This is a genomic window from Maribacter vaceletii (assembly GCF_003634105.1).
Taxonomy (GTDB): Bacteria; Bacteroidota; Bacteroidia; order Flavobacteriales; family Flavobacteriaceae; genus Maribacter_B; species Maribacter_B vaceletii.
In genome coordinates this window covers 1,582,165-1,599,385 of record NZ_RBIQ01000007.1, presented here as the reverse complement: position 1 = coordinate 1,599,385, position 17,221 = coordinate 1,582,165, and the positions used below count along the sequence as shown (strand labels likewise).

The 17,221-nt window shown below is 33.6% G+C and carries 19 protein-coding genes; 9 read left to right on the top strand and 10 right to left on the bottom strand.

Going from position 1 to position 17,221, the window contains the following annotated elements:
- Nucleotide 1 precedes the first annotated feature (1 nt).
- The 9 genes from CLV91_RS06600 to CLV91_RS06560 are packed head-to-tail and all read left to right on the top strand — an operon-like array spanning nucleotide 2 to nucleotide 7,954.
- Complete coding sequence (locus CLV91_RS06600; protein WP_170146707.1) at nucleotides 2-1,009, top strand: chromophore lyase CpcT/CpeT; 1,008 nt, start codon at nucleotides 2-4, stop codon at nucleotides 1,007-1,009.
- Nucleotides 1,010-1,058: 49 nt separating this feature from the next.
- On the top strand, nucleotides 1,059-1,964 hold the full coding sequence (locus CLV91_RS06595; protein ID WP_121065180.1) for a DUF1838 family protein: 906 nt from the start codon (nucleotides 1,059-1,061) through the stop codon (nucleotides 1,962-1,964).
- The gene (locus CLV91_RS06590) at nucleotides 1,961-3,460 is read left to right on the top strand and encodes a flavin monoamine oxidase family protein (RefSeq protein ID WP_121065178.1); all 1,500 of its coding nucleotides are present in this window, start codon (nucleotides 1,961-1,963) and stop codon (nucleotides 3,458-3,460) included. The genes CLV91_RS06595 and CLV91_RS06590 overlap by 4 nt, the downstream gene beginning before the upstream one ends.
- A gap of 15 nt (nucleotides 3,461-3,475) precedes the next feature.
- Complete coding sequence (locus CLV91_RS06585; RefSeq protein WP_121065176.1) at nucleotides 3,476-4,462, top strand: VOC family protein; 987 nt, start codon at nucleotides 3,476-3,478, stop codon at nucleotides 4,460-4,462.
- A 19-nt stretch (nucleotides 4,463-4,481) separates the two neighbouring features.
- Nucleotides 4,482-5,621 (top strand): carbon-nitrogen hydrolase family protein, encoded by a 1,140-nt coding sequence (locus tag CLV91_RS06580; protein ID WP_121065173.1) that lies wholly within the window; start codon nucleotides 4,482-4,484, stop codon nucleotides 5,619-5,621.
- A gap of 24 nt (nucleotides 5,622-5,645) precedes the next feature.
- Nucleotides 5,646-6,083, top strand: coding sequence for a VOC family protein (locus tag CLV91_RS06575; RefSeq protein WP_121065171.1), 438 nt, complete (start codon nucleotides 5,646-5,648; stop codon nucleotides 6,081-6,083).
- Nucleotides 6,084-6,093: 10 nt separating this feature from the next.
- Entirely contained in the window at nucleotides 6,094-6,528 is a 435-nt protein-coding gene (locus tag CLV91_RS06570; RefSeq protein WP_121065169.1) for a VOC family protein, read from the top strand.
- 7 nt (nucleotides 6,529-6,535) lie between these two features.
- On the top strand, nucleotides 6,536-7,399 hold the full coding sequence (locus CLV91_RS06565; RefSeq protein WP_121065167.1) for a sulfurtransferase: 864 nt from the start codon (nucleotides 6,536-6,538) through the stop codon (nucleotides 7,397-7,399).
- 9 nt (nucleotides 7,400-7,408) lie between these two features.
- A complete protein-coding gene (locus CLV91_RS06560) occupies nucleotides 7,409-7,954 on the top strand; it encodes a RidA family protein (protein WP_121065165.1) in 546 nt (181 codons plus the stop codon).
- Nucleotides 7,955-7,986: 32 nt separating this feature from the next.
- Here the strand turns inward: CLV91_RS06560 and CLV91_RS06555 are convergent, their stop codons facing one another.
- Genes CLV91_RS06555 through CLV91_RS06510 form a run of 10 tightly spaced genes read right to left on the bottom strand, consistent with a single transcriptional unit; the run spans nucleotide 7,987 to nucleotide 17,161 of the window.
- A complete protein-coding gene (locus CLV91_RS06555) occupies nucleotides 7,987-9,045 on the bottom strand; it encodes a pyridoxal phosphate-dependent aminotransferase (RefSeq protein ID WP_121065163.1) in 1,059 nt (352 codons plus the stop codon).
- Between the two features lie 11 nt (nucleotides 9,046-9,056).
- Nucleotides 9,057-10,289, bottom strand: a complete 1,233-nt coding sequence (locus CLV91_RS06550; RefSeq protein WP_121065161.1) for an MFS transporter — start codon at nucleotides 10,287-10,289, stop codon at nucleotides 9,057-9,059.
- A 51-nt stretch (nucleotides 10,290-10,340) separates the two neighbouring features.
- Complete coding sequence (locus CLV91_RS06545) at nucleotides 10,341-11,567, bottom strand: MFS transporter (RefSeq protein ID WP_121065159.1); 1,227 nt, start codon at nucleotides 11,565-11,567, stop codon at nucleotides 10,341-10,343.
- A gap of 2 nt (nucleotides 11,568-11,569) precedes the next feature.
- On the bottom strand, nucleotides 11,570-12,139 hold the full coding sequence (locus CLV91_RS06540; protein WP_121065157.1) for a hypothetical protein: 570 nt from the start codon (nucleotides 12,137-12,139) through the stop codon (nucleotides 11,570-11,572).
- Nucleotides 12,140-13,141 (bottom strand): VOC family protein, encoded by a 1,002-nt coding sequence (locus tag CLV91_RS06535; RefSeq protein ID WP_121065155.1) that lies wholly within the window; start codon nucleotides 13,139-13,141, stop codon nucleotides 12,140-12,142.
- Between the two features lie 20 nt (nucleotides 13,142-13,161).
- Nucleotides 13,162-13,839 (bottom strand): CpcT/CpeT family chromophore lyase, encoded by a 678-nt coding sequence (locus CLV91_RS06530; protein WP_121065153.1) that lies wholly within the window; start codon nucleotides 13,837-13,839, stop codon nucleotides 13,162-13,164.
- 18 nt (nucleotides 13,840-13,857) lie between these two features.
- On the bottom strand, nucleotides 13,858-14,796 hold the full coding sequence (locus tag CLV91_RS06525; protein WP_121065152.1) for a formylglycine-generating enzyme family protein: 939 nt from the start codon (nucleotides 14,794-14,796) through the stop codon (nucleotides 13,858-13,860).
- A 15-nt stretch (nucleotides 14,797-14,811) separates the two neighbouring features.
- Nucleotides 14,812-15,276, bottom strand: a complete 465-nt coding sequence (locus tag CLV91_RS06520) for a redoxin domain-containing protein (protein ID WP_121065150.1) — start codon at nucleotides 15,274-15,276, stop codon at nucleotides 14,812-14,814.
- A gap of 17 nt (nucleotides 15,277-15,293) precedes the next feature.
- On the bottom strand, nucleotides 15,294-16,193 hold the full coding sequence (locus CLV91_RS06515) for a DUF1838 family protein (RefSeq protein ID WP_121065148.1): 900 nt from the start codon (nucleotides 16,191-16,193) through the stop codon (nucleotides 15,294-15,296).
- 11 nt (nucleotides 16,194-16,204) lie between these two features.
- Entirely contained in the window at nucleotides 16,205-17,161 is a 957-nt protein-coding gene (locus CLV91_RS06510; protein ID WP_121065146.1) for a VOC family protein, read from the bottom strand.
- Nucleotides 17,162-17,221 lie beyond the last annotated feature (60 nt).

The following is a 17,221-nucleotide window of genomic DNA, read 5'->3' as shown; positions in this document are numbered from 1 at the left end:
TATGAAACTCTATACTTCTTTAATTTTATTTACAATCTTTAGTATACAACTAACAATAGCTTCGCCAAATATAACTTTTGATTTAGGAGACCCAAATACCCGCGACCTAGAAGTTATGGCAAATTGGTTTGAAGGCGAATTTGATAATGACGATCAAATGTGGGTAGAAGCGCGTGGAGATTGGTGGGGAAAAGCAAATGAAAAACACCAACAAATGCATGCCGTTCATAAAAGAGTGAAAGCAGATAGCGTAGGGAAATTTGTTTTTTACGTGGAAGAATATCTTGATAATGACCCAACAAAAATTAGCAGACAAAGGCTTGTTTCTTTTGAAAGCTTAAAAAACAAACCAGGGATTACCATGAAAATTTACTTTCTAAAAGATGCCGAAAAATATAGCATAGGAAGTGATACTCATGAAAATATGATTGCAAATATTACCCCCGAAATTCTATTTGGCTTAGATGGTTGCGATGTAATATTCCAAAGAAAAGGAGATCAGTACCACGGAAGCATGGAGAGCAAAGCCTGCCAATTTGGGAAAGGAAAAGAAAAAAGATATTCTGTCCATGATATTATACTATCAGAAAAACAATACTGGCGTGTAGACCGTACTTTTTTGGTTAAAGACGATTCATTTCATAAAGGGCATCCTAATGCAGAACCTCATAAAATGAAAAAGGTAAAATACTACACTTGCGATGTTTCTTTTTTTGAAACTGCATACTATGCACCAAGTGAAAAAGATAAAAGTTTTAAAAACCTAAAAGTACATAATCAAGGAGGTATGGCTACCATGTTAAACCCTATTAATGGCAAAACTTACTTTATTCAATTACGAGATAAAGAGTATCCTTTTTACAAACTAGAAGATTCTAATTTTTTCTTTTTACGTCTTAAAGAAGAAGGCCAAAAAGCTTCCGTAGCTTTAGCTTTTGCAGAACCAAAGGCTAAAAAAATAGGATTTCAGTTGGGATGGGTCTCTGCAGTATGCGAATGTGAAAAATAAAAAATACTTAAGTCTTTTTTAATATCAAATCAATTAAAAACAATTAGTTATGAATTTCTATAAAATAAAGCATATTTCTAAAATAGTATACGGACTATTCACTCTTTTACTAGTCTTTAATTGCTCCCCTAAAGAATCCGCAAAAAAAGAAATTAAGGAAAATAATATAGATATTAAGAAGATTGATTATGACCTTAACGACCCTAAGGATCAATTATTAATTTTTGAAAAAATACAGGGAGACATATCAGGAAAAATAACCTATTCTTATTCAGAAGGACGTGTTTTTGGCATTAGACCAGATAAGCCCGATAGCCTAAATGTTTTCGGAAAAGAAGTATTTAGATATTCTGGTTGTGGCATAAAAATAATGCGTTTACTAGAAAATGGAAATATAGAAACCAAATCTAAAGGTTGGTTACTTTATAGAGACCCAAAAACAAATGCTTTTTTAAGTAATATGGTTAATCCATATACAGGGAAAGAAGTAGAAGTCCCTCCTTTTAGAGCAGGAATTCGCGGAGGAGAAATGACGCCACTTGGGCCTGTAGTAGATGCTAACTTTAATATGGAAAGTACCGCTTTTAATGCTCCTCTTAATTTGGTTTTTACAGAAATGGGTGATAAAATTCATATTACCAGACATGCTTTTACCAAGTGGTTCGAAAAAAAATCGCAAACTTGGAGAACAGAAATGACACTAGATACTTATGATGTTGATAGAAAATATTTAACAGATAGGTCCTATACCCACATTCCATCTGAATTTCATTGGACAAGTGAAACCTCTTGGCTTTCTATTTTAAAAATGCAAGGAACACCTGGACATATGATATGGACATCTAGTGGGTCTACTTTTTTTAACAAAGAAGATTTACCAAAAGATTTTATCGCTGCTACGGAAGAAAAGCAACCTGGTATTTTTACAGAAGAACTTAAATGGGATGAAAAATGAAAAAACAACATACAAAAGGGTTAAAAAATATTGACCGTAGAGATATGCTTAAAAAGAGTAGTTTACTCTTAGCTGCCGCACCTTTTTATTTTGGTTTAAACTCTTGTATCTCTGGAAGTAAAAAGAATTTAGATGCCGATGTTATAATTATTGGTGCTGGATTATCTGGCTTAAACGCGGCACTTATTTTAGAGGGAGCTGGTTTAAAGGTGAAAATTGTAGAAGCTACTGACAGACTTGGTGGTCGTGTACATACTGCTAAAGAAAAAGATGTACCAGGACATCCTGAACTAGGGGCAAATGGTATTGGCGGAGGCTATGCCAGAGTAATAGATGCTGCTGAAAAACACAACGTTAAAATAGGTTCTGATCGTCCTAGAACTGAAGCAAGAAAAGGGGAATTAATTTATCATATTAAAAATAATTTTATCCTTCCAGAAAATTGGTCAGAACATTCGCTTAACACCCTGCCAGAAGGGTTTAGAAAATCTTTGCCAGCGTATACTACCTGGCCTATGTTCTCTAAAATAAACCCGTTACCACCAAATGATTTAGCAGCTTGGAGAAACCCTAAATATAAAGATTGGGATAAATCTGTTTACCTTGTTCTTAAAGAAAAAGGATTCTCCGATGATGCTATAAAATTATGCATGGGCACAAACTCGAGTTATGGAGTTGATGCTAAAAACATTTCCATAATGATGTATTTTCAGATATTAACGTGGATAGGGCAACAGACTGCATCAAACGGTAAAGGAGGTGCCATTGTAGGCGGAAATCAGCGTTTACCAAAAGCTATGGGTGCTGCATTTAAACAAGATATTCTATTAAATAGTCCTGTTAAAAGTATTTCTGCCGAAGCAGATGCTACTACCATAACATTAAATAATGGCAACAAATTAAGAGCTCCATATACTTTGGTTACACTACCAACCTCTGCATTAAGACACGTTAGTATACCTTCTTGTAGTACAGAAAACCAAAAAAGAGGCTTTACTAATTTAGAATATACACCTGTAGTACAACTACATTTTGTTCCTACCAAAAAATACTGGGAAGAAGATGGTCTCCCTCCAAGTATGTGGTGCGATAATTTGGCAGGGCGTTTTATGGCATTAAAAAATGATATTCAAAACCCAGATAAAGTAACTAGTTGCGTTGCTTTTTTAAATAGTAATGTTGCTATTGAAGTAGATAAAATGAATCGTAAGGATGCCATTACTGCTGTAACTAAAGTTCTGGAAGATATACGACCAAGTTTAAAAGGAGCGTTACGTTTTACCTATTATTGGACTTGGATTAACAACCCGTATGCTGGTGGTGCCTATGCCTACTGGCAACCTGGGCAAATTACAGATTTTGCTAACCACTTAGCAAAACCCATAGGAAGAATACATTTTGCTGGGGAGCATACCGCTATAATGAATAGAGGTATGGAAGGCGCTATGGAATCTGGCGAACGTGCAGCATTAGAGTTGCTAAATTTAATAGGATAAATAAAACCCAAACACATGCTGAAGCATAATTTACATTTTAAAAATTCAGACTCTAATCTTAAGGGGTTTCAAGAAGTAGTTTTTAGTGTTTATAATATAGAAAAATGGGAGGCTTTTCTTAAAAATATTTGTGGTTGGAAAGTTGTATATAAAAATACTGCTGATAAAAATTTAAATACTTTATGGCATTTAAATGAAGATGTGAAAATTGAAGAAATTCTTTTAATTAATCCAGGAGATACGGATGGTTTTTTACGTTTAGTAAAGTTCCATAATGTGGCGCAAGAACAAATACGTTCGGGAGCTCAGATTTGGGATTCTGGAGGTATTTTTGATGTAAACACCAGAGTAAAAGATATGGAAACTATGTATCGTAACTTTCAGAACGAAGGCTGGAATGGGTTTACAGATCCACACCGCTTTACCTTTGGAAAATTTGATGTTGCCGAAGTACTTCTAAAAGGTCCAGACGGAGTTACCATTGCTATTATGCAAAGATTTTATCCTCCATTAGAAGGTTTTGAATTTGAAAAAACTAGCCGCTTTTTTAACTCAACAACCATCTGTAAAAACTATAAAAAAACCCTTTCTTTTTTTACAGATATTTTAGGGTTTAAATTTTATTTTGAATCGCCTGGCGATAAACGAGAAAACGGGAATAATGTTATAGGAATTCCTCCAAATATTAATGGCGGTATAACTGCTCCTGTTTGTGTAATTCACCCAGAAGGAAAAAATTTTGGTTCCATAGAACTTTTAGAAACCAAAGAATTAAAAGGAAAAGATTGTTCCCATTTAGCAAAACCACCTAACCTTGGCATTCTAATGCTTCGTTTTCCTGTAAAAGATGCAGAAACTTATGCTAAAAAAATAGTAGAAAAAGGTGGTGAACTAAATACAGAAGTACAAGTTTTAGAGATTAATCCCTATGGAAAAATTAAGGCCTTTTCCATAAGAACACCAGATGGTGTTTGGTTAGAGTTTTTAGAAATTATTGATTAAAATAAATTAACAAAACATCATGCTAAAAAAAACAATCTTGCTCTTACTGTTCATTTTGCTTACAAATGCTTGTGCAGATTCTAAAACGGAACAGACTTCAAATAAAACTGAAGATTCTAAAATTGTATTAGTAAAAGCAGATGGTTCCTATGATAAAGTCCCTTTAGAAAAGGATACTATTGTATTGAAAGTTATGCAAACCCGCGTAAAATCTTTATCTAGTTTTCCTTCTATTGGAGAAGGGCTAGATGAGAATATGACATATATGGAAGAGCTAGCGATACAAGCACAAACAGAAGGTGACAAACCAGATATTATATTATTTCATGAGTTTCCTTTAACTGGCTACTCTTCTGGAACCAGACAAGAAAAACTCCCTTTTACTATTGAGGTTCCAGGGCCAGAGACCAAAAGGCTAGGTAAAATTGCAAAATCTTGCGATTGTTATGTCATTTTTGGCAGTTATGTTAGAGACGCTGCTTGGCCAGATCATATTTTAAGTATTAATACCGTTTTAGGAAGAGATGGAAAAATTGCTAAAACTTTTTGGAAATCTAGAAATATAAAGCGTCTTTATAAAACTAAAGAAATAACAACAACTACTGTAGAAGGCGTTAGAGATGCTTATCGTAAAAAATATGGGGTAGAAGAAGAATTTCCTGTGCTACAAACCGAATTTGGAAACATAGCCGTAAGTACTGTTCAATTTGACCCTTTTATTTTTGCAGCCTTTGCTATGAGAGGCACCGAAATTATGCTTAGAACCGCAACGCTTTTTGCACAAGAAGATGTTGTTTTTACGGCTTGGAGTAATGATTTTTATTCCGCTATGGCAAATTTTACGCTTCCTGTGAGCACCGGTTATAATGCAGGTGAGTCAATAATTGTGAGTCCTCATGGAGAAATACTGGCAAAACATCCAAGTAAAGAAGAAGATGGTATTGTAGAAGCTAAAATTCCTATTGCAGCTTTTAGAAAAAATAGAACCATACCTAACTATGCCTTAGAAATTACTAAGCCAATTTTTGAACAATACCAGCAAGAAATACCTATTAATCATTTAGATATAACAAATGAAAAGTTACCCAAAACTGGTGAAGAAATGAAAATATTATTTGATAGTATTAGTCGTTACGTACCAGTTAAAACAGCAGATTAACAATATTCACTAAAAGAAAAAAATATGTCATTACTTTATAAAAGAATTACCCTTTGTGTTGCAGATTTAGAGCGTTCTCTTACTATTTACAGAGATATTCTAGGATTCACTATTAATTACATACAACCTTCAGAGAAAGACTCTTTCTCTTACCCAGTTTTTAATATTCCTAATGAAGCTGATTTAAACTTTGCTACCATGGATAGCCCTACCCAAGAGCGAACATTTGCTCTTACCGAAATAAAAGGGGTTCCGCTTCCAAAACAAGAAGGTATTCATATGACCGCATCCGTTATCAAGGTTGATGATTTAGCAGATGTTATATCAAAAATTAAAGATTTAGGCCTAAAAACTACCGATGTTAAAACAGATGAAAATGACTACGCCACTTTTATAGAACAAGCTTTTATAGATTATGATGGGCATTTAATTGTGCTTTATCAATTAATGGAAAAAATATAATCCTTTTGATATGCCAATACAGTTTAAAAGGGCGACACTGTTGGTTGCAGATTTAAAAAAATCTTTATCCATTTATAGCGATATTTTAGGGTTCTCTGTTAACTATATTAAAAAATCAGAAGATGACTCCTACTCCTACCCTGTATTTAACTTACCTAAAAATGCACAGGTTACTTTTTGTGCTTTAGATAGCCCTTCCCAAAAACGAACTTTTGCACTTACTGAAGTTAAAGAATATAAACTACCAGAACCAAAAGGTCCTAGAATGGCTGTTTTAGTTTTACAGGTAGATGATTTAAAAAAAATGATATCTAATATTGCTTCTTTAGGGTTAGAAACATTAGACTTTCTGAAAGATACTACCGATGGTGAATCTTATTTAGAACAAGCTTTTATAGACTTTGATGGGCACCTTATTTTACTTTATGAAATTTTAAAAGAATAATTACGCTATGAGTAACAAAACAATAAAACCACTTATTTCCGCAGAAGAACTTTTAACCATTAGTCAGAACAACAATTTAGTACTCATAGATACTAGAATGGGAAAAGATATAAAAGCAACCTATTTAGAAAATCATTTAAAAGGCGCCTTACATGTAAACTTAAACAACGACTTGTCTGATATAAAAGAAAACCTTGCAAATGGCGGTAGGCATCCGCTACCAAGTATAGAAAAATTCTCAAAAGTAATAACCAATTTAGGTATTTCTCCCGATAGTCACGTAGTAATTTATGATGATAAAAGTGCTGCTATTGCTTCTGCCCGATTATGGTGGATGCTTACTGCTATTGGTCACAAAAACGTACAAGTATTAAATGGTGGCTTAAAAGAAGCCATAAAAGTTGGATACCCTACAAGCTCTGGCGAAGAAACACCTGTAAAAGTTCCTTTATATGTTATTGATAAATGGAAACTACCAATGAAAACAATGAACGAGGTAGAAAAAATTTCACAAGACAAAGACTACCTAGTTATTGATGTTCGCGCCAAAGAACGTTATAACGGAGAAGTAGAACCAATAGATTTAATTGCTGGGCATATTCCTGGAGCTACCAACATTCCTTTTACTAGCACTAATTTAGATGAAAACGGACTATACTTAGAATCTTCTATTTTAAAAAAGAAATATGAAAAAATAATAGGATCAAAACCTTTGAAAAACGTAACTGTACATTGCGGGTCTGGAGTTACTGCTTGCCATACGCTTTTGGCAATGGCACATGCAGAAATAGAAATTCCTAATCTTTATGTTGGTTCATGGAGCGAATGGTCTAGAAACAATAAAACTATTGCAACAAATCTAAACGAATAACTCAATTTTATGAAACATGCTGTCTTACTATTTTTTATTATCGGATCAACATTTTCTAATGCACAAGAGTCCCCTAAAAATGATTTGTATGATTATGATGTAGAAGAACGGTTAAAAGAGCTGGGAATAGAATTAACGGAACCTAGTGAGCCTACGACCTATAAAATATCCTTAGCAGTTAAAGTAGATAATATGCTTTACTTATCTGGGAATGTACCATTTTCTAAAACTAAAAACTACACAGGTAAACTTGGCAAAGATTTAACTACTGAAGAGGGGTATGAGGCAGCTCGGCTAGTTGGAATTAATCATTTATCAACGTTAAAAAAATATCTTGGCGATTTAAATAAGGTGGAAAGAATAGTAAAGGTATTAGGCATGGTAAATTCAGAACCTAATTTTACTGATCAATCTAAAGTAATAAATGGATTTTCTGATTTAATGTTCGAAGTTTTTGGTGAACGTGGTTTACACGCTAGGTCTGCTGTAGGTATGGCAGCAATACCGTTTAATGGAGCTTGTGAAATTGAAATGATTGTTCAAATTAAAGAATAATAACTACGTATTTTTTGGGGTTATTATATAGGTTATCTATTTTTTATAACTTGTTTCAAAGCCTCTCCAAATTTCACCATATCTTCCATGTTTCCCATACTTATACGGCACCAATTTATATGCGGTAAAAAAGGGCGCCCAATAGCTATTCCTTTATTTCTCATTTGTACTCGAAGTTCTCTTATATCTAGACCCGAATTAAAGAAAATAAAATTGGTATGCGAAGGAATATAATAGAGATTAAGTTCTTCTAATATTTTATACACATACGCTTTGCATTCCATGTTAGAAGCAAGACTTTTAGCATAAAACTCCTCATCTTCATAAGATGCTTTTATTGCCGCTATGGCCATCATATTTGGTCTTGCCATTATATTTTTCCTAATCCTTGCTGCAATATCTGGTCTAGCAACTAAATAGCCCATCCTAAGACCTGCAAGCGCGTATACTTTAGAGAAAGACTTAGACACAATTACATTTTTTCCTTCTTTAACTAAATTAATCATGGAAGGGTAATCTGGCTCAGTTATATAATCACAATAAGCTTCGTCAGAAAATACTATTGTTTTTTCCGATACAGAAGTAAAGAAATCTAGCAACTCTTCTTTTGGAATTAAATCTCCTGTTGGGTTATTAGGATTACAAACAAAAACTAAAGAAGTGTTACTCGTTATTCTTCTTTTCATTTCGGCTAAATCATGTCGCATATTTTTAGCTAAGGGCACTTTATTAATAAAAGCCCCAAAACGTTCTGCATAGGTCATTAAAAAATCATAGACAGGATCTGCTGTTATAATTTCTCCGCCATTAACTCCATAAGTTAACCCGGTAGCATTTAAACCTTCTGATGAACCTACACAAATAACAATATGCGCTCTAGAAACCCCTTCTTTTCTTGCAATAAGTTCTGCTAAAGCCTCTGTTTCTTCATATGGATAACGACACCCTTTATCAAAAGCAGCTATCATGGCATTACGAACCTTTTTTGAAGGCCCTAAAGGATTCTCGTTAGCACTAAGTCTAACATAATTATATTCTGTTTCAGTAATTACCTTTTCTGGATCTCTATTATTTAAAATATCTAATAACATAGGCACAAAAATTAAGAAGCTATTTTTCCTGTTTCTTGAACAGAAACAATTGGTTTTATAAAAAAGGAAACAGAAATTGCTATACAAAGTATAATCACAACCACCCAAAAACTCATACTATAAGAACCAGTTTGGTCCGAAATTAAACCTGTCATCCAAGCACCTAAACCAGCTCCAAGGCCTTTAAAAGCTGCTATTATTCCTCCAATTTTACCTGCAGATTTAACCCCAAATGTGGTAATAATAATATAATTAATTATAGTATAAAGGCCTCCCCAACCTAAAGCATACAAAATTAAAGCTGGCCATACTAAAACAGGAGAATCAAGAGCAATGCACAAAGCACCTAAAGCCATTAAAGACACCTGAATTTTAAAAAGTTTATGTTCATTTATGTATTCTGCAATGGCGCCAGAAACCAATTTAGAACCCAAAATTATCATAAAGAAAATACTCAACGTATTTCCTGCTGAAACAACTGAAAAATCTTGCTCTCTTAGGTAAAGAAAAAGATTTGTTATTAATCCCATAATACTATAAAAGCAACATGCTCCTGCTATACAAATAGCCCAAAAAACAGGTGTTTTTAAAGCTTTTTTAAATTGAACCTCAATTAGGCCAGTTTCTTTATCTTTTTCAGAGGTATCTGTAGTTGTTTTCTCTTTAAACGTAACAGGTTTTATAAAAATAAGTAATAGGATAGCTACTAAAATAGGCAATAAAGCTTCGTACTGAAATGCAGTACGCCAACCAAAATTCTTTAATAACGGAATTCCTATTTGAGGAATAATAATTCCACCTGCAGAAGTTCCTGCCAATGCTATTCCTATTGCAATTCCTCTTTTTTCAGTAACACGCTTTGAAACCATTATCAAAACCGCAAGAGCCCCCGCACCTGAGAGAGCAATAGCAAAAACAAAATGAATTAAGTATACATGCCAGGTAAATTCTATCTTAGAATAAAGATATAGCATAGCTGATATTACGAGCAAACCAATTATCATTAATCGTTTTGCTCCATATTTATCTATTACGGCTCCTACAAAGGGAGCAAGTAAGGCTGCAGATACTAAATTAATAAAATCTCTAAATTTTAATTCAGATTTAGTCCAATCCAAATCATTCAAAATTGCTTCATCAAAAATTGTAATTCCCGAAATAGTTAAACCATTAGATACTATCAATAAAATTGTTCCTAAAATAGCTACTCCAAGTACCTTTAGGAAAGAGTTTTTATTTGCCATATTTTAAGTTGTTATAGCGTTAAGGGCTTACTCGCCAATTTTTTAAAACATTTAATTGGACAGAATACTTTTATTTTCAGGAACTATAGGTTTAATAAAAAACGAAATAGCTAAAGCTACACATAGCAAACCAACAATAAACCAAAAACTTATACTATAAGACCCTGTAGAATCTGCAATTACGGCAGTTAACCACATTCCTAAACCAGAACCTACACCTTCAAAAAAGGAAATAGCACCACCTATTTTTCCTGCAGATTTTACACCAAATGTGGTTATAATTATATAGTTAAATAGCGTATAAAGACCTCCCCAACCTAGTCCTAATAAAATTAGCGAAGGCCAAATAAGGTCTGCAGAATTTACGGCCAAAAGTGCTGCTCCAGATATCATTAGTACCAATTGTATTTTAAATAGCATGTGCTCATTAATATAATCTGTAGCAACTCCAGAAGACAGTTTTGCAATAAGAATTATGGCAAAAAATATACTAAATGCATTCGTAGCCTGTTCCGTAGTAAAATTGAGTTCGCTTAGATATAAAAACAAGTTATCTATAATACCAAGAATACTATAAAAACAGAAAATGCCTGCAAAACAGATTGCCCAAAATACAGGTGTTTTTATAGCGTCTTTAATGGTAAACTCCACGAGCCCTGTTTCTTCATCTGTAACTGCTGTATCAACACTCTTATTCTTATATTTTATAGGTTTTAGTAGAATGAAAATTGCAATAGCAATTAATACCGGTACAATAGACTCCCATTGAAAAGCCCCACGCCATCCGAAATTATTAAGCAATCTTAAACCAATTTGGGGTACAATTACACCACCTAATGAAGTACCAGCTAAAGCAATACCTATTGCGGTTCCTCTTTTACTCTTTACGCGTTGCGATACCATTATAATAACCGCAAGAGTACCTGCAGCAGAAACTGCAAAAGCAAACAAGAAATGTATAACATACATGTGCCAGGCAGCCTCTACTAGTGAGTAAGAATAAAGTAAACCTGCAATGAACAACAACCCAATTACAAGCATCTTTTTTACTCCAAAACGGTCAATAGTAGCACCTACAAATGGCATAATAACCGAAGAAGCCACCAAATTAATCAAACCTCGAAGCTTAAGTTCAGAACGTGTTAATCCAAATTCTTCAAGAATGGCAGTATCAAAAACACCAATACCTGAAATGGTCATTCCGTTAGTAACTACTAATGTTATAGTTCCTAAAATAGCGATGCCAAATAAGACGCCAAATGTCTGTTTTTCACTCATAGTTAAATTTTTATATAGTGTATCGGTGTATCGTATGGGGTTAGTTTAACACCATCTTTTTTCACTTGTTCCATAACAAAAAGCTCTCCTTGCTTTAACGTTTCTGTTAGTCTAAAGGTCATTCCAGGACCTATTGGATCTTCATGATCTACAGTGAAACATTGTTTGTCTTCGTGCCAAGTATATTCTGCAGGACCCCAAGGTCTCATTTCTAATTCATTGAAATCAAAAACTAAATCGTCATTGGCATTAATAACCTCTTCAGGTTTCATATGAAGCGGAACTTGCATTGAATGCAATAAAGCCGAATTTTCACCTTTTGCAGTGATATAAAAAAACAAAGGTTTTATTTCTGTTTCCGATTGCCCCGGCTTTATGTAATAACTTTCCTCTAGAATATATATACCCGGGTGCCCTTCTGGCCTATTTATAATACGATGGTCACAAATATCTGTAACATGTTTTGCATACGGATGTATCTGCTTTCTTTCGGAAATTTCAGCCTCTATTTGTGCCTTATTGTCTAACGTACCGCAGAGTATATCTGCAAACTTTTTTAGTATTGGATTCATTTAATCTTCTTGAAAAATTTCTACATATAGTCCATTTGGTGTTTCTAATACACAGGCTTTCCCATCTCCTAAAATATAATCAGAAACTTTCTGTATTTCTGATTTAACTGTAATACCTTTTTTCACCGCATTGGCCATAACCTTATTAATATCACTGGTTTGAAAAGAGTACATACCCAAGCCTTGGTTTGGAACACAACTTTGCACCCCAGTATCAACCATATTACCATCTTTAAAATCTAATAATAAGTAATGATTTTGTTTTGCTTCTGGAGCATAAATACCACAAAAACGAAATGGTGTATTAGCGTTTACCCCTAAAGCACCTTCATCTGCCGCTTCCCAAACCGAATCAAACAGTACATAATGCTCTAAAACATCTGTGTAAAAAGCCACTTCAGCATCAGAATCTTTAGCCACAAAAGCGGAATATCCTGGCCCCCCAAAACCATCTACCGGATCGCAAGGTGCCAGTTGAGGAAAGTTTACACGCTCAATTCCTACACAATGTAAATAATCTGGCCCTTTATAAATTGTTTCAAGATATTGTCCTTTTTCGCCATCTGCTCTTACAATATCTCCTAATTGCATTGGTGCCATTGCTTGAACATTATATTCCTGCATTCTTTTATCCATGTTCTTGGCATTAGACGTTGGAAAACCTAAAGAAAAACTACCAGTTTCATAAGAACTATAACTATTATGAATTTTTGGTGTAGCCGTTTTTAAATGTAGTATTCTTAACTGTATTAAACTGGGTACTGTTGCTCTGTAACAATGATATAAATCGTAGTCTATCTCTTCTGGAATATTCCAAAACTTTTTTTGTTTATTCTTATCTTCCTGATTGAGTTCTACTGCATCTATCTGCATTTTCATAACCTCTCCATAGAAATGTTTATAGGTATCTAAATCTACCGTACATAATGTTGCTGTATGTATATAACTTGTTAAAGCTCCTTCTCCTATACCTGTTGGAATATTTCTTGTCGTTTTTTTCATAATCTTTTTCTTTACTCCTTTTACTTAATTCTATCTAAATCATGATAGGCATAATTAGCTGCCGTTGAAACTGTTTTCCCTGTAGATAGTATTGTTATTTTATCTCGATAACTAAAAATATTTTCACTTAAAACTACTTGATAATTAAAGCACTTATCTCCAAAAGAACAGTCGGTACCATTCATATACATATTAAATTTTTTGCCTACTTTCTTTACTAATAAGTCGCATTTATCTGGATAGGCACTGATCTCATCCGTAGTTATAGAAGCTAGTAATTCTGGGTTATTATAAGCGCCTACATACTTCTTCTTATCTTTAAAAGGCCACATTTTAACACGAATAATATGTAGACTATCATCAATAGAAAGCGTATAAATTCGTTGTCTATAGGTACTATCTGGTTGGTGGTCTCTATATTCTTCCACATATATTACATGTTCCCCTATATCTGGGTTATTTAACTTTACATAATGCGATTCTATTTGTAAATAACCATCTTTCCCTGTATCATCTAACAACCAAACATCTCCTCCTTCTTCTTTTACCTTTTTAATTTGTTTATCATTGTTATATTTTCCAGGCCAAATATTCATGATGCTATTTAACTCCGTTTCCAAAGAATCTATAGCTTTGTTTTGCGCATAACAAGTAGACACCATACTTATTATAAAAAAAATGCTGGTAATAGTTTTCATTTTTATTTTGTTTAATTATTATTTTTTGATTTCTGCAGCTACTCTAAAACCTAACATAAAACTTTTATAATCTGCACCATCTCTAGATCTTACTGCTGCTCTTCCCCAAGAGATTCCACTTATCCAACTACCACCTTTTGGGGTTCTTGCATCACATTCATTATTCTCATTATCTACCCAAGCAGAACCATCCACAGGAGCATTTGTTAAATCATTTTGAAAACAATCGCTTGTCCATTCCCAAGCATTACCAACCATATCAAACAATCCAAATTTATTAGGTTTAAATCTTCCAACTCTAGTAGTAAAAACATACCCATCTGTACATGGAAAAGAAGCTCTTGTTGGAAATTTCTTAGCAAATGCCTTATCACCAACATTAGCATAATCACAAGCCTCCGCTGGGTCTGTACCCCAATACCAAGGAGAGGAACTTCCTGCTCTGGAAGCATATTCAAATTCTACTGCAGAAGGAACTCTATATGTCCTTCCTGTTTTTTTACTTAACCATTGCGCATAAGCATTAGCATCACTCCAACTAACACAAACAACGGGATCCGTTTCTCTTTGCGGATACCCTGGGTTTTTCCAATTATGTTCTGCAACATACCCATAGCTTTTTCCATCAAAATAATTACAGCCAACCAATGGTTCTCCTTTATAAAAAGCTTGCTTAGATTTGTATTTTGTTTCTTCCATAAAAACTCTATACTGAGCTAACGTTATTTCTGTTTTTGCAACTGCAAAAGGTTTCTTAATTGTTGCTTTTACTCTGTTTCGCTCTCCTTTTTTTCTTCCAATTTCATCTTCATGAGAGCCAATGTAAACGGATCCTTCTGGAACTTCTACCATTTCTGGGCAGTTTTCACAATCTTTAAAAGATTTTATCTCTTCTATAGTATTACTTTTTAAAGAAAATAATACTGGTATAATTACTATTAAAAGATATTTTTTCATAGGAGTATTATTAAACTATAAGCTAGCTAATGTTTCTTTAATTTTAGTAAAATCTGGAAGTGTTTTACCATCTGTAGTTTCTGCATAACGTATTACTCCTGCTTTATCTATTACAAAAGCAGAACGCATTGAAAAACCAGTCATTCCTGCAAAATCGCCATCAAACAAAACACCATAATCGTTACTTACCTTTCTATTAAAATCCGAACCTAAAGGAAAATTTAAATTGTTTTCTTTAGCGAACTTATCTAAAACAAAAGGAGAATCAACAGATACCCCTACAACAGCTGCATTAAGAGAAGCATAATCGTTATCTTCTCCATTAGCTGTACATAATTGTTCTGTACAGACACTGGTAAACGCTAAAGGAAAAAAGTGTAGTATTAAATTTTTTCCTTTAAAATCACTTAGTTTAATTTGTTGTAAATCGGTTCCTACTAGTGAGAAATCTGGCGCTTTTTTTCCTACTTCTACTATCATTCTAATACTATTAAAGATTATTCTTTTTTACTTTCTTCTTCCTTTTTCTTGCTAGCTATATATTTTTTATATACCGTCCATGAAGTTTCATTAGGTCTTTTATCATCTTTAGCAGGAGGATTCCTATATAAAGGATATCTCTCTTTTAATATTGTTTGGATTTTAGGCCATATTTGATCTTTATCAAGAACACTTTGTCCTGTTGAGTTTACCACCATAATTCCTTGTTTACCGCCCATATTCATCCATGGTAGCCATTGCGAAATACGAGACCAAGAAATACTTGATGTTTGTAAATTTTTAATTTTGGCGTTGGTAATTTCTTCAGTACTATAATAAGTGTTGAAGATTTCCATAGCATGGTATTTACCACCTATTGCATTTTGATATTCGCCAGCTAATGGGTTATTATAAAAAAGCGGATATTCATAAGAGGTCACCGCAACATCACCATATTGTCGAAAAGAAAACGTAGCTCTTTCTTCACCTTTTTCATCATTTTCGTATATGTAACTGCGCATACTAACCGGGTCGTTTGCTACATGTAAAACCTCAACCGTTTCTCCGGTCCAAGGGTTTTTCCAAGTATCTAAAATCTCCCCTGTTTCAGGGTCGAGATAAAGCATTATTTCACGACCAACACTTCGAAATCCTTTTCCTTTTACGTCATCCTCAACACAATCACATTGCCGTACATTAATACCAATCACATTGAAAATATTTACGTCTTTTTCACCTTCAATTCGACTATACATGCGACCCTCCCACATGCCATAAACGGGCTTACCTTCTTCTAAGGTATTACATACTGTTTTTTGAAGCATTTGAAGTGCTTCTAATCCTTTAAATTCTCTCTTTTGAGCATACAGGCCAAGTACAAATAATAAACTAAATGTTAAGCTAAATTTTGTTTTCATCTCTATAATATTTAATTAGTTTTTTCTAAAAATTCCCACCAAACCCCATCTGGACTAGGTAGCGCAAAACATTTTACACTGCCATAAGGTTCTATAATTATTTCTTGTAGTTCTCTATATATTTTTACTTCCTTTTTTAATAAATTAGTGTAATAAGATTCTATATTTTCTACTTCACAGCGATATAACAATAACCCTTTATTGGGGGGGATTGCTAGATTAGAAAAATCTTTACCATCTACACCCTCAAACTCGCATAATTGAAACATTACATCTCGTGTGCCATCTAAAGAAAAAATATTGGCTTTACAAGTAACATCTGTAATCATATTCATAGGTATACCAAACATATTTTCTACAGCTTCCTCCTTTTTAACTTCGTATTCATTTAAAAGTATAAAGCCCAATTGATTCTCATAAAAATCTCTTGACTCTTCTAAACTTTTAACAGTTAAAGAAGAATTGTAAATATGAGAAGGTATTTTATAGCCTTCTGGCAATTCTAAAGACGGCTCTACCCTATGCGTAAATGCTACAATAATATCATCATACCCTTGCATTAAAATATCATACAATTTAAAAGGACCCATTGTTTGTAACAATGGATCACTTAATCCATGCCAACCTAAATCTCTTATTTCATTAAAAGTTTTAGCTACTTCTGGTACTCGCAAATTAATATCCATAATACCACCAGTATCCCATGGCTTTTGAGAAGACCTAATAATTTCTTGCGATACATTATTAAACTTCACCAATCGTAACTTTCCCGAAGAGTGCTTATTAAATTGAATCAAAACTTCATCTGCAGTAGCCTCTTCTTTAAGATTCCAAAATTTAAGTACAGATGCATTTGTTTTAAATACCCCAACAGCAGACAATCCACCATAATCACAGAAAAAATTCTTAACTTTATCTATGTCACCTACACTGTAAATTACTTCTAAAATTGTCTTTAGTTGATGCATTCACTTTGGTATTATACCAACAAGATACAAAATAATTAACATAGTTAACTGTTAATTACA

What these genes read in the sequence shown, in the direction of transcription:
- CLV91_RS06600 (WP_170146707.1), top strand. Translation starts at nt 2, where the DNA reads ATGAAACTCTATACTTCTTTAATTTTATTTACAATCTTTAGTATACAA.
- CLV91_RS06595 (WP_121065180.1), top strand. Translation starts at nt 1,059, where the DNA reads ATGAATTTCTATAAAATAAAGCATATTTCTAAAATAGTATACGGACTA.
- CLV91_RS06590 (WP_121065178.1), top strand. Translation starts at nt 1,961, where the DNA reads ATGAAAAAACAACATACAAAAGGGTTAAAAAATATTGACCGTAGAGAT.
- CLV91_RS06585 (WP_121065176.1), top strand. Translation starts at nt 3,476, where the DNA reads ATGCTGAAGCATAATTTACATTTTAAAAATTCAGACTCTAATCTTAAG.
- CLV91_RS06580 (WP_121065173.1), top strand. Translation starts at nt 4,482, where the DNA reads ATGCTAAAAAAAACAATCTTGCTCTTACTGTTCATTTTGCTTACAAAT.
- CLV91_RS06575 (WP_121065171.1), top strand. Translation starts at nt 5,646, where the DNA reads ATGTCATTACTTTATAAAAGAATTACCCTTTGTGTTGCAGATTTAGAG.
- CLV91_RS06570 (WP_121065169.1), top strand. Translation starts at nt 6,094, where the DNA reads ATGCCAATACAGTTTAAAAGGGCGACACTGTTGGTTGCAGATTTAAAA.
- CLV91_RS06565 (WP_121065167.1), top strand. Translation starts at nt 6,536, where the DNA reads ATGAGTAACAAAACAATAAAACCACTTATTTCCGCAGAAGAACTTTTA.
- CLV91_RS06560 (WP_121065165.1), top strand. Translation starts at nt 7,409, where the DNA reads ATGAAACATGCTGTCTTACTATTTTTTATTATCGGATCAACATTTTCT.
- CLV91_RS06555 (WP_121065163.1), bottom strand. Translation starts at nt 9,045, where the DNA reads ATGTTATTAGATATTTTAAATAATAGAGATCCAGAAAAGGTAATTACT.
- CLV91_RS06550 (WP_121065161.1), bottom strand. Translation starts at nt 10,289, where the DNA reads ATGGCAAATAAAAACTCTTTCCTAAAGGTACTTGGAGTAGCTATTTTA.
- CLV91_RS06545 (WP_121065159.1), bottom strand. Translation starts at nt 11,567, where the DNA reads ATGAGTGAAAAACAGACATTTGGCGTCTTATTTGGCATCGCTATTTTA.
- CLV91_RS06540 (WP_121065157.1), bottom strand. Translation starts at nt 12,139, where the DNA reads ATGAATCCAATACTAAAAAAGTTTGCAGATATACTCTGCGGTACGTTA.
- CLV91_RS06535 (WP_121065155.1), bottom strand. Translation starts at nt 13,141, where the DNA reads ATGAAAAAAACGACAAGAAATATTCCAACAGGTATAGGAGAAGGAGCT.
- CLV91_RS06530 (WP_121065153.1), bottom strand. Translation starts at nt 13,839, where the DNA reads ATGAAAACTATTACCAGCATTTTTTTTATAATAAGTATGGTGTCTACT.
- CLV91_RS06525 (WP_121065152.1), bottom strand. Translation starts at nt 14,796, where the DNA reads ATGAAAAAATATCTTTTAATAGTAATTATACCAGTATTATTTTCTTTA.
- CLV91_RS06520 (WP_121065150.1), bottom strand. Translation starts at nt 15,276, where the DNA reads ATGATAGTAGAAGTAGGAAAAAAAGCGCCAGATTTCTCACTAGTAGGA.
- CLV91_RS06515 (WP_121065148.1), bottom strand. Translation starts at nt 16,193, where the DNA reads ATGAAAACAAAATTTAGCTTAACATTTAGTTTATTATTTGTACTTGGC.
- CLV91_RS06510 (WP_121065146.1), bottom strand. Translation starts at nt 17,161, where the DNA reads ATGCATCAACTAAAGACAATTTTAGAAGTAATTTACAGTGTAGGTGAC.